At 62.4% G+C, this 15,602-nt stretch carries 15 protein-coding genes; 8 read left to right on the top strand and 7 right to left on the bottom strand.

The annotated features are described in order from the left end of the window. The first annotated feature begins 131 nt into the window (after positions 1 to 131). From RBB31_RS14045 to RBB31_RS14035, 3 genes are all read left to right on the top strand, one after another. Positions 132 to 1,058 (top strand): TRAP transporter small permease subunit, encoded by a 927-nt coding sequence (locus tag RBB31_RS14045; protein WP_306129925.1) that lies wholly within the window; start codon positions 132 to 134, stop codon positions 1,056 to 1,058. Continuing rightward, on the top strand, positions 1,058 to 3,412 hold the full coding sequence (locus tag RBB31_RS14040) for a TRAP transporter large permease subunit (protein ID WP_306129924.1): 2,355 nt from the start codon (positions 1,058 to 1,060) through the stop codon (positions 3,410 to 3,412). The genes RBB31_RS14045 and RBB31_RS14040 overlap by 1 nt, the downstream gene beginning before the upstream one ends. A gap of 75 nt (positions 3,413 to 3,487) precedes the next feature. Continuing rightward, positions 3,488 to 4,030 carry an AAA family ATPase gene (locus RBB31_RS14035; RefSeq protein WP_306129923.1) on the top strand — a complete coding sequence of 181 codons (543 nt, stop codon included), beginning with the start codon at positions 3,488 to 3,490 and terminating at the stop codon, positions 4,028 to 4,030. Between the two features lie 18 nt (positions 4,031 to 4,048). On the opposite strand, the gene RBB31_RS14030 is transcribed toward RBB31_RS14035, so the two are convergent. From RBB31_RS14030 to RBB31_RS14010, 5 genes are all read right to left on the bottom strand, one after another. Continuing rightward, on the bottom strand, positions 4,049 to 4,774 hold the full coding sequence (locus RBB31_RS14030) for a DUF1194 domain-containing protein (RefSeq protein ID WP_306129922.1): 726 nt from the start codon (positions 4,772 to 4,774) through the stop codon (positions 4,049 to 4,051). A gap of 114 nt (positions 4,775 to 4,888) precedes the next feature. After that, a complete protein-coding gene (locus RBB31_RS14025; protein ID WP_371931329.1) occupies positions 4,889 to 5,902 on the bottom strand; it encodes a serine hydrolase domain-containing protein in 1,014 nt (337 codons plus the stop codon). A gap of 126 nt (positions 5,903 to 6,028) precedes the next feature. Then, positions 6,029 to 6,859 (bottom strand): arginyltransferase, encoded by an 831-nt coding sequence (locus tag RBB31_RS14020; protein WP_306129921.1) that lies wholly within the window; start codon positions 6,857 to 6,859, stop codon positions 6,029 to 6,031. Positions 6,860 to 6,944: 85 nt separating this feature from the next. After that, complete coding sequence (locus tag RBB31_RS14015; protein WP_306129920.1) at positions 6,945 to 7,394, bottom strand: RDD family protein; 450 nt, start codon at positions 7,392 to 7,394, stop codon at positions 6,945 to 6,947. A 70-nt stretch (positions 7,395 to 7,464) separates the two neighbouring features. Then, positions 7,465 to 7,911: a DUF2852 domain-containing protein gene (locus RBB31_RS14010; protein ID WP_306129919.1), complete on the bottom strand. Its 447-nt coding sequence runs from the start codon at positions 7,909 to 7,911 to the stop codon at positions 7,465 to 7,467. A 206-nt stretch (positions 7,912 to 8,117) separates the two neighbouring features. Here RBB31_RS14010 and RBB31_RS14005 point away from each other — a divergent pair, with 206 nt between their 5' ends. From RBB31_RS14005 to RBB31_RS13985, 5 genes are all read left to right on the top strand, one after another. Then, complete coding sequence (locus RBB31_RS14005) at positions 8,118 to 10,904, top strand: glutamine-synthetase adenylyltransferase (protein WP_306129918.1); 2,787 nt, start codon at positions 8,118 to 8,120, stop codon at positions 10,902 to 10,904. Next, the gene (locus tag RBB31_RS14000) at positions 10,897 to 11,160 is read left to right on the top strand and encodes a hypothetical protein (RefSeq protein ID WP_306129917.1); all 264 of its coding nucleotides are present in this window, start codon (positions 10,897 to 10,899) and stop codon (positions 11,158 to 11,160) included. The genes RBB31_RS14005 and RBB31_RS14000 overlap by 8 nt, the downstream gene beginning before the upstream one ends. Before the next feature lie 126 nt (positions 11,161 to 11,286). Further along, positions 11,287 to 11,940 carry a DUF6778 family protein gene (locus RBB31_RS13995; protein WP_306129916.1) on the top strand — a complete coding sequence of 218 codons (654 nt, stop codon included), beginning with the start codon at positions 11,287 to 11,289 and terminating at the stop codon, positions 11,938 to 11,940. 19 nt (positions 11,941 to 11,959) lie between these two features. After that, on the top strand, positions 11,960 to 13,156 hold the full coding sequence (locus RBB31_RS13990; RefSeq protein WP_306129915.1) for an RSP_2647 family RNA methyltransferase: 1,197 nt from the start codon (positions 11,960 to 11,962) through the stop codon (positions 13,154 to 13,156). After that, complete coding sequence (locus RBB31_RS13985; RefSeq protein WP_306129914.1) at positions 13,153 to 13,698, top strand: RSP_2648 family PIN domain-containing protein; 546 nt, start codon at positions 13,153 to 13,155, stop codon at positions 13,696 to 13,698. The genes RBB31_RS13990 and RBB31_RS13985 overlap by 4 nt, the downstream gene beginning before the upstream one ends. Positions 13,699 to 13,737: 39 nt before the next feature. Here the strand turns inward: RBB31_RS13985 and RBB31_RS13980 are convergent, their stop codons facing one another. Beyond that, a complete protein-coding gene (locus RBB31_RS13980) occupies positions 13,738 to 14,433 on the bottom strand; it encodes a M48 family metallopeptidase (protein WP_306129913.1) in 696 nt (231 codons plus the stop codon). A 114-nt stretch (positions 14,434 to 14,547) separates the two neighbouring features. Further along, positions 14,548 to 15,501 (bottom strand): radical SAM protein, encoded by a 954-nt coding sequence (locus RBB31_RS13975; RefSeq protein ID WP_306129912.1) that lies wholly within the window; start codon positions 15,499 to 15,501, stop codon positions 14,548 to 14,550. Between the last annotated feature and the right edge of the window lie 101 nt (positions 15,502 to 15,602).

The following is a 15,602-nucleotide window of genomic DNA, read 5'->3' as shown; positions in this document are numbered from 1 at the left end:
TGGCGCGGGAAGCATTCTGCACTTAGGCGTATCACTCCTGCGCAAGGTCGGCTGACAGTCGGTTTGGCAAGGTCACGGTGACGCTGGCGCGTCCGGACCGGTCCGATACGCAGGGCATGGGGGAATGTTACATGGGCGAGACTGAAGCGACCGGATCCGGGTCCGCCTTTGTGGATGCAGTTCTTTGGTTTTTCGGCGGAATTTTCGGGTCATTCTACGATCTGGCCTACGCCATCACGCATCCCGGGCTGTGGCTGAACTGGGCCGACAAGGAAGCTATCATGCGGTTCGTCTATTACGGCGGATCGGTCGAGTTCTTCTTTGTCATCTTCACCTTCGTGCTGATCCTGACTGTGGTCGGGATCTGGCGGAACAGTTTCATGTGGGGCTGTGTCAGGGTTTTGGAGGGGTTCGCCAATATCACAGGGCGCCTCTTTGCCTGGGCGGGCCTGATCATGGTGATACAGCAGATCGTCATCGTCTTCGTGCAACGGATCTTCGTGCGGCCGGATATCTCCTTCGGCTTCGGCATCCCGCTGACCTATGACATCAGCTGGTGGGCCGAAGCTCTGAAATTTCACAATGCGCTGGTGATTGCGCTGTGCTGTACCTACACATTCGTTCAGGGCGGGCACGTGCGGGTCGACCTTGTCTATGCGGCGGTCAAGTTTCGCACGCAAAGGCTGATCGACATGATCGGATGCGTCCTTTTCATGGCGCCGATGGCCATCCTGATCTGGATGTACGGCTGGTACTTCATGTGGCGCCACCTGATAACGCCGAAACCCTCGGCGTCGGAGTCGCTTGATCGGCTGATGATGAAGGCGCGCGCGGTGCGCTGGAACGTCGAGACCATCGGCTTCAGCCCGAACGGGTTTAACGGATATTTTTTGTTCAAGGTCCTGATGGTCGCCTTTGCGGGCATGGTGTTCATCCAGTCCATCGCCTTCTTCTACCGCTCCTACCTCGAATGGAAGGAGGGGCCGGAAAGCGACGGCAAATACCTTGACAAGGACAGCCTCGGGGAAGGCGAAGAAGCCTATGAGGGGACACACTGATGTTGTTTGGACTTGATGGCGTCGAGATCGGCCTGATCATCGTGTTCCTCTGCCTCTTCGGGGGCATCCTGTCCGGCTTCCCGGTGGCCTTTGCCATCGGCGGCGCCGGCGTCATTTCCTTTGCGATCATTGCCGGGCTAGACAGTGCGGGCCTGCTGATACACCAGGCGATCGACACCGGTAGCGAGGCCTATCGCACGCTTGTCGGATCAGGGGTGAAGCCTGAGTCCGTATCGATTTTCCGGTACCCCGAGCTGCCACGCGTGGGCGAGCCGGTGTTTCCGCAAGGTTGGGAAACCGCGCTTGACCGGAACGTGAGCTTTGTCGTGAACAGGATGAACGAACGTGTCTTCGCGGGCCAGTCGATCGAGACCCTGCTGGCCGTGTTGATGTTCGTCCTTATGGGCATCACGCTGGAACGCTCCAAGGTGGCCAACGACCTGCTGACCACCATGGCGCGGGTCTTCGGCCCGTTGCCAGGCGGCCTGGCTGTTTCGGTGGTTGTCGTCGGCGCGTTCCTTGCCGCCTCGACAGGCATCGTTGGCGCAACCGTGGTGACGATGGGCCTGCTCAGCCTGCCGACGATGTTGCGCAACAATTACAGTCCCGAAATCGCGACAGGTGTGATCGCGGCCTCGGGCACGTTGGGGCAGATCATCCCGCCTTCGATCGTGATCGTCCTTTTGGGTACGCTTGCCGGAGACCTCTACTCGGTCGCGCAGGAAGCACGCGCGCAGGAGGCGGGCTGCACCGACGCGCTGACCTACCTGGGCGAACCGGCTGTGGTTTCGGTCGGTACGCTGTTTCAGGCGGCGCTGCTACCAGGCATCCTTCTGGCTTTGCTCTACGCGCTCTATGCTTTTGGCTACGCTCTGGTGAACCCGAGCAAAGCGCCGGCCGTTGAACTGGGCGCCACCAACGCAGAGGCAATCACCCGCGGCGAGGCGTTTACGTGGTTCCTCGGCATTCCCGTCGCGCTGGTCGTCGGGGTTCTGGTGCTGGGACAGATGAACGTGGTCGGCAGCCAGAGCACGACCATCGACAGTTTCAGCGAACAGGGCCAGAGTGCCAGCCTGCGTACCGCAGTGGGGGCCGAGTGCAAGGAGTCCATGATCGAACTGCACGGGCAGGCGGCTTGGGACCGGGCAGTTGCCGAACAGAAGTCCATCGACGAGTCCGGTGGCGTGACCCAAAGCGTCCGCCTGACTGAGGAAGAGCGCGCTGAAATGCTTGCCCGCAAGATCGAGAACGCGGCGCCGATCGGGACCGGCATTGCTGTCATGATGTTGATCTTCGCGCTCGTTCTGACCCTCGCCCGTGGTGTACTTCCGTCCGAAAGCCCGACTCCCTTGATCGTTGGTGGGATCGGTATCGTGCTCGGGCTTTTGGTGGATGTCCTCCTGATCGGTCCGCAATGGAGTTCCGGCGCAACATTCGCGATCATGGCCATTCCTGTCGCACTGGCGCTTTACGGCTGCACGCACGCCGCGGCGCGTCTGGCCCAGAACGAACTTATCCGCGTGGTCTTTCCGCCCCTCGTGCTGATCGTGGCTGTGCTGGGGTCGATCCTGGGCGGGATCACCAATCCCACGCCTGCGGCTGCACTGGGCGCGGGCGGGGCAATCATGCTCGCGGCCTATCGCAAGCTGAAGGACCAGGAACGCTCTGGCAAGATCATCATCTTCGCTACGTTCGCGATCATCATTGCGATCATCGTCGGGATCAATTTCGACCTGCGGATCAACGTCGAGGGTGCCTCCGCCGAAAGCTGGGTCGCGTTCATCGTGGCCAAGGCGGCCTACCTCTATGCGCTGTTCGGTCTGCTGTTTGCCTGCTGGGTGCTGTTTGCCGGCGGCGTGCTGAGCCCCGTGGTGCGGGAGACCGCCAAGGTGACCAGCATGGTCTTCACCATCCTGATCGGGTCACAGCTTCTGAACCTGGTGGTGATCTCGTTCGGCGGGGAACACTACATCCAGCAGTTCCTGCGATCGTTCGACAACGAGTTCAAGGTCTTCCTGATCGTGATGCTGGTGCTGTTCATACTGGGCTTCGTGCTGGACTTCCTGGAAATCATCTACATCGTAGTCCCGATCGTGGGCCCTGTGATCTATGGTGGCACGTTCGATCCGAAATGGGTGACGATCATGATCGCGGTCAACCTTCAGACCTCGTTCCTCACGCCGCCTTTCGGTTTCGCGCTGTTCTATCTCAGGGGCGTGGCGCCAAAGGAGGTCACGACCGGTCATATCTACCGCGGCGTCGCACCGTTCGTGCTGATCCAGGTGGTCGGGCTGGCGATCCTGTGGTTCTTCCCGGATATTGTCACGATTGTTCCGGACCTGCTGGGCGGCTGAGTTCGGTACAGCTCTCTTGACGGGGGCCCGGCGAACACCGGGCCTTCGCTTCTTGCACCGGACATTGCGCGGTTCATGACAGACACGTCACACAAGCGGCATGTCATCCTGTCGGGATGTTCCGGCGGCGGAAAATCCACCCTGCTGGCCGCTTTGGGCCGGGCGGGATTCCATACCGTGGCCGAGCCAGGCCGGCGCATCGTTGCGCAAGAAATGGGAGGGCGCGGCGCCGCCCTTCCGTGGGTCGATCCGGCGGCTTTCGCCCGGCGTGCGGTGGAAATGGCTACGCGGGACAGGGCCTCGTTAGGCGAGCCGATAGGCTGGGTCTTCTTCGATCGCGGGCTGATCGACGCGGCCGTCGCGCTGGAACATGCCGAGGGCACCGATGTGGCGAAGTCCCTTGCCGGCACGGCGCGATTTCACCCGCTCGTCTTCATGGCGCCTCCCTGGCCAAAACTCTACCGAACCGACGGCGAGCGGCGCCATGGATTCGACGCGGCGGTCGACGAATATCATCGCCTTTGCAAAGCCTATGATCGGCTAGGCTACACGTTGGTTCTCCTACCAAAGATCGGGGTGGCGGAACGCGCCGTTTTTGTTCTGAACCGTCTAGGCTGAACCATCCCTGCGCTACGCCTATTGAACCTGGACCGCGGCGATCCGCCCGGCGCCGGGGGCCGGTGTCCGGCCCGAGATTTCCAGCACCAGCTTGCGCCGCACGGTGCGGGCGAAACTGTCGCGCCCGTCCGCCGTCACCATGAAGGCGCCGGGCCCGCCGATGATGCGTTCGGCGTATTCATCCTCGAGATTGGCCCCGGCGCGGCGCCCGTCCTCGGGGCGCAAGATAGGCAGGGCATTGATGACGATGCCCGCAGCCAGGACCTCGGCCCGCGCCGCGGCAATTGCGGGGCCCGACGAGTTCCTGATACTGTCGCCGGAAAAGTCGATTACTGCGCGCGGGGCCATGATATCATTCGTTTCGATCAGGCGTTTCGCATCTAGCAGGGCGCCCCCGATGGCGTTGCTGCCATAGGCCTGGCGGGGCGGGCCGGCCAGTGCGTCGGCGAACGCTTGGGCCGATGCTTCGCCGTCGATCACCGTCCACGGCACGACGACGGCGGTGTTGGTGGCCCATTCCACGTAGGTGACGGCGACATTGCCATAAAGCGAATCTCGGATGGCCTTCAGGACCTCGGGATCGGTGATCGCGCTTGCATAGCCTTGACGCTGAAACGACAGTTCCATGTCATCTATCGATCCCGATGCATCTGCCAGCAGCACCAGTTCCAGGCCGACCTCCTGCCCGGTTTCGGCAAGGGCGGGTTGGGCAAGCAGGCAGAGGATGCAGGCCAGAATGCGCATCCGGTAACATTTCCCGGCAGGACGCATCAAGGCAAGGGGCCAATGGTCACATCCGCGTGTAATCATTTCTTTCGGCGCATGGTGCCTTGAAAATGCGGAATCGCCGGGCCGCGGTCAGGTTCTTTCGTTCCTGGCCAGAGGCAGTATGGTCCCCTCGATCAGGGACATCAGGTCTCCGAAATAGCCGATGCTGCGCGCCGGGCGGGTCGAGTCGGACGTGATGGCGATCGTCAGGCCCAGACCGGGAACGATGCAGATCACCTGCCCGCCATAGCCACGGGCCAAGGCATAATCGTCTCCCTCGGATCGTCCCAGAAACCACCCGTAGCCATAGCGCAGTCCGGACCAGGGCGAACGTGTGACGGGCTCGAGCGACCTTTCGACCCACGTCTCGCTCAACACGCGCTTGTCCTCCCACACGCCGCCGCGCCTGTACATTTCACCGAAATGGATCATCGCCGGCAGGCTGAGCGACATTTCGTTACCGCCAAGATAACGTCCCTGCGGATCGCGCGTCCATGGCGGGATGCTGATGCCCAACGGTGCGCCAAGCCGGTCGCGTGCCTGTTGCAGAAGGCTTTGCCCGGTGACTTCGGACAGGATCGCGCCGAGGATGTGGAACGAGCCGGTGGAGTAGAGCATGCGTGCGCCCGGCTTTGTCTCGAAGGGTCGTGACAGGGCATCGGCGACCCAGTTGCCGCTGCTGACCCACTCGCCGTAGTTGGGGCCGGATGTCCGTTCCAGCCCGGCCTGCATCGTCACGAGGTTTTCGACGGTGATGTCCGCCACCCCGGGTTCGGCACTGTCGGGGACAAGGTTGGGGGCAAGCTGCCCGATGGTGGCCTGCATCCCGGGAATCTCGCCCCGATCCAGCGCGGCGCCGGTCAGAGCCGCCACAAGTGTCTTCGACACCGATTTGATCGGCACGGGCGTGCCGATCTCCGGGCCGCGGAACGCCTCGGCGAAAACCTCTGCACCGTGCTGGTAGATCAGTACAGCGTGGCATTGCTCCAGCTCCCCCGCGGCATCCGCTACGTTCCGCCACCCGGTGGGTTGCGCCCGGACGGGCCATGCGGAGAGCGCGGCAGCACTGGCAAGAAAGTGGCGGCGGTGGAGGAGAATGGACATGCAACCTCGTGAGCTTCGGCACTCCAGGACATATCACGGACACCGGAAACGGCCAGAGCACGAGGGCGTAAGCCCGATGGCACACACGAGAATGTGTCCGTACAATGTACTACCCGAGAGGGCGCTTCAGTACTTCCTGTTGCGTAGGGGGCGTCCGTCGGGCAGCGAAATGTTCGCCACCTGCTCGGCGATCGGATCGTTGGACAGCGGGTGGCGGTGTGCCTCGAAATCTGCCGGATCGCGCATGGGCTGCCACTCTCCAGCCGAATAGACCTCGAGCCCCGAAAACGCCGCCTTGTATCCCATCTTTGCGCTGCCCGGGACCCAGTAGCCCAGATAGACATAGGGCAGGCCGGCTTCTCGGGCGATGTCGATATGATCGAGGATGATGTACGTGCCCAAGCTGTCGCGCGGTCGGTTCGGATCGTAGAAGGAATAGACCATGCTGACGCCGTCGTCGAACACGTCCGTCAGACAGACCGCGACAAGCTCGCCAGTTTCCCGGTCGGCATATTCCACCACGCGAGTGCGGATCGGCGTCTCCTCGATCATCGCGGCAAATTCGAAGGTATCCATGTCAGCCATGCCGCCATTCGCATGCCGATCTTCCAGGTATTCGCGGAAAAGCGCGTATTGTTCCTCGGTGGCCCAAGGCGACGTGGCGCGCCGGTCGAGATGACGGTTGCGCCGAAGGGTGCGGCGCTGGCTGCGCGAGGCGGTGAAATTTTCGACATTCACGCGGGCCGACAGACAGGCGGCGCAATCCGCACAGGACGGGCGGTACAGCACGTTCTGCGAACGACGAAACCCCTGTTTTGACAGGGTATCGTTAAGGCGCTGCGCCCCATCTCCCTGCAGTGCCGTGAACAGCTTCCGTTCCATCCGGCCCTCGAGATAGGGGCAGGGCTGGGGCGCCGTCACATAGAACTGGGGCGCGATGGGAAGGGTATGACGCATGGTAGGTTTCGCAACTTTCAGCCGTGACGATAACAACGATGTATCGCTGCGCCAAGAGGTCAAATCCCGTGCAGCGAAGCCTGTGTCAGCACGCCGCGCGTCGGTTTATGGCAACGGTTCCAAGGACAAGGTCGGTCAGGCCTTGCGCGCGCGAGCCTGTCAGCATCAACAGAATCGATGCCAGTTGCACCAACGGAACGGCGCAGGAAAAGGTGAACCCCATCGAGTGCAAGAACGCCATTGTACCATCAAATCGATGACCCGATGCGGTGCGGAACTCCAGCGCGAAAAGGCGCATGCCCCACGTGGCGGATCCTTTCGCGATGGTCGCGGTCCGATAGACCAGGCCGATGGCAAGAAACAGGAAGGGCAGGAAAAACAGCCCGGTGAAGGCCGTGAACGGCAGCACCAGTACGCAAAACACCAGTGTCAGGACACTGTCCACCAGCCATGCAAGGAAACGTTTCAGCGGGACATCCGCATAAAAATCGGGCTGCGTGTCGGGGTCGGGGATATGCCAGGTCGTATCGGTCATATGCATCATATAGGCTGGCCCACCGCGCCGCGAAAGGTGACGGCACGGAGGGCGTGTCATTTACCGGGCGTCAGTTGGCACGCGCTGTACCGTGCGTGTCTGCCTCGTCGTCTTCTGCTTCGTAATCGGTCTTGCGGGCACGCTCTTCCATGAACTGGTCGAATTCCGCCTTGTCGCGTGCCGCGCGCAGCCGCTCGAGGAAGGCCTCGAAGTTCTGCTGTTCTTCTTCCAGTCGGCGCAGGGTCTCATCGCGATAGGCGTCGAACGCGCTGTTGCCCGACGAACCCTTCAGCGGACGCACTATCGGGCGATGCGACACCCGGTTGGAAGGGCAAGACAGCTTGTTGCGCCAGATCATGTAGGCCAGCAGCACGAGGCCGACGGGCCAGAACGCGATCATCGAGACGACCAGCACTGCGATCCACGCGGCTTTGCCCTTGTCGTCAAGCCATGCCTCGGTGCGGGCGAACCAGCCCGAGATGCCGGCAGCGGGCGAGTTGTAGGTGTAGGTGTTCATCTAGGGTCCTTTCGGGGGTGGTTTGAGGATGGTATGTGAAGCGTCTTTACATTCAGGAGATGGGGAATGGGCGCGCCCGTTGCAAGAGGGGATGTTAATTATTTTCACATGCCAGGCTTGGTTGTTCTGGATACCACGCAGATATCGGAAAGGCAGAGAACGCGCGGGCCGTTGACCGCCCTTGCATTGGGTGTATCACTGCGACCATGAGTTTCTCCGATCGCATGACCAGATGTCCGCGCTCCTTCGACACCGCCCCCGGACAGGAGGCGCGCGACGCGGTCGATGGCGTTTCTTCCGACGTGGCGGCGCTTGTCGAAGGCTCGGCCGGATGCAGCCCGTTCCTGCACTCTCTCAGTTTGAAGGAACGCAACTGGCTGCCCGAGGTGTTCGACAATCCCGAGGCAGCGTTCGACGATCTGATGAACGAGGTTGCCTCGATCCCCGTCGACGAGACCAGCTCGCGGCTTCGCCGGGCCAAGGGCAGGGTGGCGCTACTGGTCGCACTTGCCGATCTGGCCGGCGTCTGGTCGCTGGAGGAGGTGACATGCGCCCTCACGCGGTTTGCTGACCTTGCAGTGACACAGGCCCTGCATGCGGCGCTCCTGCCCGAGTTGCGACGCGGCAAGATCCCCGGACAGGATGAGGATGCACTGGAGGATGCTGCAGGTATGGTCGTGCTGGCCATGGGCAAGATGGGTGCGCATGAGCTCAACTACAGTTCCGACATCGACCTTATCTGTTTGTTCGACGAAGACCGGTTCGACGGCGACACCTACCAAGAGGCCCGGACGGGTTTTGTTCGGGCGACGCGCCGCATGGCGGCCATGTTGAACGACCGCACGGCGGATGGTTATGTCTTTCGCACCGACCTGCGTCTGCGTCCGGATCCCAATGTCACGCCGGTCTGCATGGCCATGGGCGCCGCCGAAACCTACTACGAAAGCCTCGGCCGCACGTGGGAGCGCGCGGCCTATATCAAGGCACGTGCCGCGGCGGGCGACATCAAGGCGGGTGCGCGTTTCCTCGACACCCTGCGTCCCTTCGTATGGCGCAAGCATCTTGACTTTGCCGCCATCGAGGACGCGCACAACATGCGCCTACGTATCCGCGAGCACAAAGGCCTCCATGGTCCGATCCGGCTGGACGGGCACAACATGAAGCTGGGGCGTGGCGGCATTCGCGAGATCGAGTTCTTCACACAGACCCGCCAGTTGATCTCCGGAGGTCGCGATCCCGATCTGCGGGTGCGCGGCACGGTCGATGGGCTGGCGCGGCTGGCGGACAAGGACTGGGTGCCCGGCGATGCCGCGCAGATGCTTGCCGACCATTACCGGGCCCATCGCGAGATCGAACACCGGCTTCAGATGCTGCGCGACGCGCAAACACAGGTTCTGCCGGATCATCCCGACGCCTGGGCACGGCTGGCCGCGCTGTGCGATCGTGACGCGCCGGATTTCCGCGACGAACTTACCGGGCGTCTTCAAGAGGTGCATGACCTGATCGAGGGATTTTTCGCGCCCGACAGCAGCAGCGAAAAGCCTGTCGCATTCGAGGGGCTGGATGACGAGGTCATCGGTCGTTGGCGCAGCTATCCGGCCTTGCGCAGCGAGCGGGCCAATACGATCTTTGACCGGCTCAGGCCCGAAATACTCGAACGCCTCAGCCGGTCCTCCAACCCGCATGAGGCGTTGCTGGCCTTTGACGGCTTCCTGTCCGGCCTTCCGGCGGGAGTGCAGGTTTTCGCTCTGTTCGAGGCCAACCCCCAATTGATCGACCTGATGGTCGACATCGCAGGTGTCTCGCCGGCCCTGGCCAGCTACCTGTCGCGGCATCCAGGTGTGTTCGATGCGGTGATTGCCGGAGATTTCTTCGCTCCCTGGCCGGACCAAGCACGCCTGCGGCGCGAACTGGCGGCGCGGCTGGAGCGCGAAGATGATTACGAGCGCAAGCTCGACGCGGCGCGCCGATGGCTCAAGGAATGGCATTTCCGAACTGGCGTCCATCTATTGCGCGGACTGATCGGGGCCGACAAGGCTGGTGCGCAATATGCCGATCTTGCGCAGGTGATCCTAGCCGAGCTCTGGGGGGTGGTCTGCGCCCAGTTCGCACAGAAGCATGGCCCGGCGCCCGGGCGCGGCGCTGTCGTGCTTGGCATGGGATCTCTTGGCGCAGGAAAACTCAACGCAGCCTCCGACCTTGACCTGATCGTGATCTACGATGCCGAAGGGGCCGAAGGATCCGATGGTCGCCGTCCGCTTGCAACGCGGCCCTACTATGCGCGCCTGACACAGGCGCTGATTACCGCACTGACGGCGCCTATGTCCGAAGGGCGTCTTTACGAGGTGGACATGCGCCTGCGCCCCTCGGGCAACCAGGGTCCGGTGGCCACCAGCTGGAACTCGTTTCAGAGCTACCAGGAACAGGAGGCCTGGGTTTGGGAGCACCTGGCACTGACCCGTGCCTGCGTCGTGGCCGGCCCCGACGCGCTGGCCACGGATGTCGAGGCGTTCCGCTGTGCGCTGCTACCGCAAAAGGGCGATCGCGAGACCGTCCTGAGAGAAGTCGGCGAGATGCGAGCACGGATCAAAGCCGCCAAGGGTTCAGGGGGGGCGTGGGAGACCAAGCTGGGCGATGGCCGGATGCAGGACATCGAGTTGATTGCCCAGGCAGGATGCCTGCTTGCCGGACAACCCGAACGCAGCGTCGAGGCCGGATTGGCCGCCGGTGTCGCCGCCGGTTGGTTAAATGACGCGGAAGAGACTGCGCTTGCCGCCGCTTACGGGCTTTGTTGGCAAGTGACGCAGGCGGCGCGCCTGCTGGGTGACAAGCCATTGGACGAGGACAAGTTGGGCGACGGGGCAAAGGCGTTCATTCTGCGGCAGACCGGACAGGAGCATATGGCAGACTTGCGCCAGGACCTGGAGCGGCGCACGGCAGAGGCCGCAGTGGTGATTGAAGCGGCATTGAAGCGAGGAACAGCAGATGGCTGACGCGTTGGATCCCAAGGGGCTGATCCGGGAATCCTATAGGATAGAGGGCATCACGTCGGGAGAATGCCGGTCCATCTTTCTGGATTGGGCGCTGTCGGTGGATGGCGACGGCGACGTAAAGCTGCAGCTGGAAGGCCTGATCGAGCGCTACGGCACCCAGTATCCCGATCATCCGATGACTGCCGTTCTGCGCGAAGGCCTGAATTCCGCGGCGGCGCCAAAGCGCCGCGGCGGGTGGCGCCGGCGGGAGCGCTGACTGCTCGTCACCGCGGTGTCGCGTGCGAACGAACCTTGGTGAAGTACCGAACGTGCCCAAAACTAGCCTCAATTGCTCGTCAAGATACCTCCAACCAATGCGCTGAAATTGCGCCAGGAGGATGACATGAAAACCCGTCGAGCTATCACCGCGCTGATCATGGGACTGTCTGTCGCGGGTTGTTCCACGCCCGAGACGGCAACACGGAATGCTCCGCTTGAAACCACTTCGGTCTCCGTGGCTGCTCCGGCATATGCGGTCCAGGAAATCCGGGTCAACGTTCCGAAGTCTCTCAAGGTTTCCGAAGCCAACCGCTACCTTCCGGGGGGCGACATCGTCTGGCGCGAAGACCCTGCGGGCGACCGTCACGCACAGGTCAAGGCGATCTTCGAGGCGGCGATGCAGCAGGGCGTCAACGCCATGCGACCCGGTCACGTACCGGCGGTGCTGGATATCCAGGTCACGCGATTCCACGCGTTGACGGAAAAGGCGCGGTATACCGTGGGCGGCGTTCATGCACTGCAATTCCGCATGCTTCTGCGCAATCCCGAGACCGGAGTCGCATATGGCGCCCCGCAATTCGTAAAGGCCGACTTCAAGGCGCTTGGCGGCCAGGCTGCGATCAAGGCCGAGCAACAGGGCATCACGCAGAAATACCGTATCACCAATCACCTCGCCGATGTGATCCAGCGCCAGTTGACCAGTCCCGAGGGCTATCAGGCGGCAAACCTGGGCCTGATGGGGGCGCTGAATCAACTCGGTGCTTCCAACAAAAACTGAAACGGCTTAAGGGGACGGCATGACGCCGTCCTCTTTGCCTCGCATCCGCCTGAAACCCAAGACGCAGGCCCGTGCCATACGGCATGGGTTTCCATGGGTTTTCGACAATGAACTCGTTACCGACCGACGGACCAAGGCGCTGACACCCGGCACTGTAGCGGTGCTGGAAGATGCCGAACGCACGCCGCTGGCCCTTGTGGCCGTAAATCCGAAGTCCCGCATCATGGCACGAGTGCTGGACCGGGATCCGACTGCACAGGTCGATCTGGCCTGGCTTGAGCGCAGGTTGCGCCAGGCTCTATTGATGCGGGAACGGCTATTTGATGCCCCGTATTATCGGCTTGTTCATGCCGAGGCTGACGGTTTGCCGGGGGTGATCATCGACCGTTTCGATCACGTTGCAGTCATTCAGCCGAACGCGGCCTGGGCCGAGGTTCTGCTGCCCCAGATCGTGGCGGCCCTGGTGAATGTCACGTCTGTGGCCTGCGTGATCAAGAACGGCTCGGGGCGGGCGCGGGCGCTGGAAGGGCTCGACGACACGACCGTGGCGATAGTGGGCGATTTGCCCGCGGAACCGCTACCCGTGCCGATGAACGGGGCCACCTACATGGCGGATCTGACCGGCGGGCAGAAAACCGGGCTTTTCTACGACCAGCGACCCAATCACGCGTTTGCGGCGACGCTCGCGCGAAAAAGCCGCGTACTCGATGTTTTCAGCCACGTGGGCGGCTTCTCTTTGGCGGCACTCGCATCGGGGGCGACCGATGCGTTGGCCGTCGACGGTTCGCAACCGGCGCTGGAACTGGCCGGGGAAGGGGCCTCGCGCATGGGGCTTACGCAGCGCTTCGCCACCCGGCGCGGCGACGCCTTCGACGTGATGACGGCCTTGGCCGAAGAGGGAGCGCGATTCGACGTGGTCATCTGTGACCCGCCGGCATTTGCACCCAACAAGCCGGCGTTGGAGAAGGGCCTTCGCGCCTACGAACGGGTCGCACGGCTGGCCGCACCCCTTGTGGCGGAAGGGGGCTTTCTGGGGCTGTGTTCCTGTTCCCACGCCGCGACCCTCGACAAGTTCCGGACCGCCTGTACCCGGGGCATCGGCCGTGCCGGGCGCGAGGGTGCGCTCGTTCACACCGGGTTCGCCGGGCCGGACCATCCGCTGCATCCTCAGCTGGCCGAAAGCGGGTATCTCAAGGCGCTGTTTTTTCGGCTATGAATGCGGTTCTCGACACCTGCGTGATCTATCCGACCGTAATGCGACAAATGCTTCTTGGGGCAGCGAAGCATGGGGTTTTCAAGCCGCTTTGGTCGGCACGTATCATCGAGGAATGGCAGCGCGCGGTCGTCAAGCTGGGCCCCGACGGTATCGCGCAGGCCCAGGCCGAAGCAGCGATGCTGGCGCTCGACTGGCCCGATGCCGAGGTAACCTGGCCACCCTCGCTTCAATCGCGACTGTGGCTACCGGATCCGGCGGACATCCACGTGCTCGCCGCCGCCATCGCCGGGTCGGCCGACTTGATCCTGACAGTCAACGCCAAGGACTTTCCGCGCAATATTCTGGCCGAGGAAGGGATCAGCCGCGCAGATCCCGACACGTTCCTGTTCGGCGTATTCGAGGCGCATCCGGATGTGATGCACGAGGTCGCCGGGGTAGTGCTGGCCGACGCACGCCGCCTCAGCGGCGAGGACTGGGACATCCGGCGCCTGATGAAGAAAGCGCGGCTGCCGCGCTTGGGCAAGGCTCTGGCTTTCGCCTAGTTCCATGCCGCGTCAGGAGGCAATAAACGGAGGTTGATCCTACTGTTTTGACAACTCGTGCCACCGGGTCTCCAGCTTTTCGATGGCGGCAATGCGCTCGGTCGTCTTGGGGTGGCTCATCAGCCAAGCCGGCATCGCGCCGCCGCGCGACTGGGTCAGCGCCTCCAGTTTTTCAAACAGGGATTTCTGTGGCCTCGTCCCGATCCCGGCCTTGGTCAGCAGGGCGGCGGCGTACTCGTCAGCCTCGTATTCGTCGCCCCGCGACAACCGGGCCGCAAGAAGCGAGGCGACACCATTGGCGATCCAGACTCCGATGCCGGGCAGGAACCGTGACAGCACCATCGCCAGAGCCGTGCGCAGCGCATTCTGACCCGAAAAATCGATCATTCGGCGGCGCGAATGACCAAGCGCCACGTGGCCCAGTTCATGCGCGATGACGCTTGCCATCTCCTCGGCCGAAACCTCTCCGGAAAGAAACTTGCGATAGAAACCACGCGTGATGAAGATGCGCCCATCCGGCGCGGCCAATCCGTTGACCGGGTCGATCTCATAGATGTGCACCTTTATACGCGGCAGATCGAGGGCCTTTGCCAGCCGTGAGAACAACGGTGTCAGCTTGGGATCTGCCAGTTCGGTCGAACGTGCGTCAAGCTCCCGCTTGGTGCGCCAGACCGAGAAACGGTACATGACCACTGCATAGAGAATCGCCAGAAGGATCGGGGTGAACTTGATCATGAGGCAGATATGGGCCCTGCAGCCGGGCGGGGCAAGCGACGCATCGCCGCCTGATATCCAGAATGACCCCGCAACTCTGGAGATTTGCAAAAGGGCAGGAGGCCCAAGCCCCGGTCAGCCCGAGCAGCTGGCGCCCCCCAGCACGCAGAACTTGGCGCAATGGGGGTGGTTCAGCGCCACGTCTCCCTCGGCCTCCGCCAACGTTTGGCCCAGTTCGAACTCCGCGTCATAAGGCAGCAAGGTGCAAGCCAGCACGGCGGGCCGCTCCGCGCCCTTGCGCTTGACCACCATACGCGAGGACGCACACATCACGCTGTCGGGCGACTTGCCAAGGATGCTCCAGCAGCCGGTGGTGATTTCCGGAACTTCGACGCTCTCGTCCATTTCCGGGAACAGAACCGTCATGGCCGGGTCGTGGGCGTCGATGTCAAACCCGTGTGCGGCGAAAAACGCCTGATAGCCAGCACGCGACTCGTGTTCACCGTCGTTCCAAAGGCTCCGCCCGGCAATGGCCATCCGGATGCCTGTTTGCCGAAGCCAGTGCATTCCTTCCAGCGTCCGGGCAAAGCTGCCCTTGCCGCGTTCCTCGTCATGCAGCGCCTCGGAATAATGATCGACCGAAATGCGCAGGGTCAGCTTGTCGCCGTATTCTTCTTGCAGCGCCTGAAGCCCGTCCCGAACGCGCTTGCGCATCATCGGGCGCATCGCATTGGTCAGGATCAGAACGTCGTAACCGCGAGACAGGCAGACGCCCGCCATTTCCACCATCTGAGGGTTCATGAAGGGCTCACCGCCGGTAAACCCGATCTCTGTCACGGGCCAGCCGCGTTCGGTCAACTGATCGAGGTAATCCTCGACCTCGGCCGTGGTGATGTAGACAAGCCGGTCGTTTTCCGGAGAACTTTCGATATAACAATTCGCGCAGGTGATGTTGCACAGCGTGCCGGTATTGAACCAAAGCGTTCGTGGCTTGTTCAGCGGGACGTACGCCCGCGGCTCACCATCGGCGGTGACCTTCGGGTCGATGAATTTTCCACCGTTTGCGCGAGGGGACGCCACATCTTTCATCTGTCTATCGTCCGAATTTCATTTGCCTTTCGGGCGTAACCTGTCCTTTCTTCTCTTGAAAGTCGAGTACGGGCAGGTGACACCTTCGTGATCGCCACCTA

Source organism: Roseovarius sp. MMSF_3350 (assembly GCF_030733425.1).
GTDB lineage: Bacteria > Pseudomonadota > Alphaproteobacteria > Rhodobacterales > Rhodobacteraceae > Roseovarius.
This window is presented reverse-complemented; position numbering and strand designations above follow the sequence as displayed.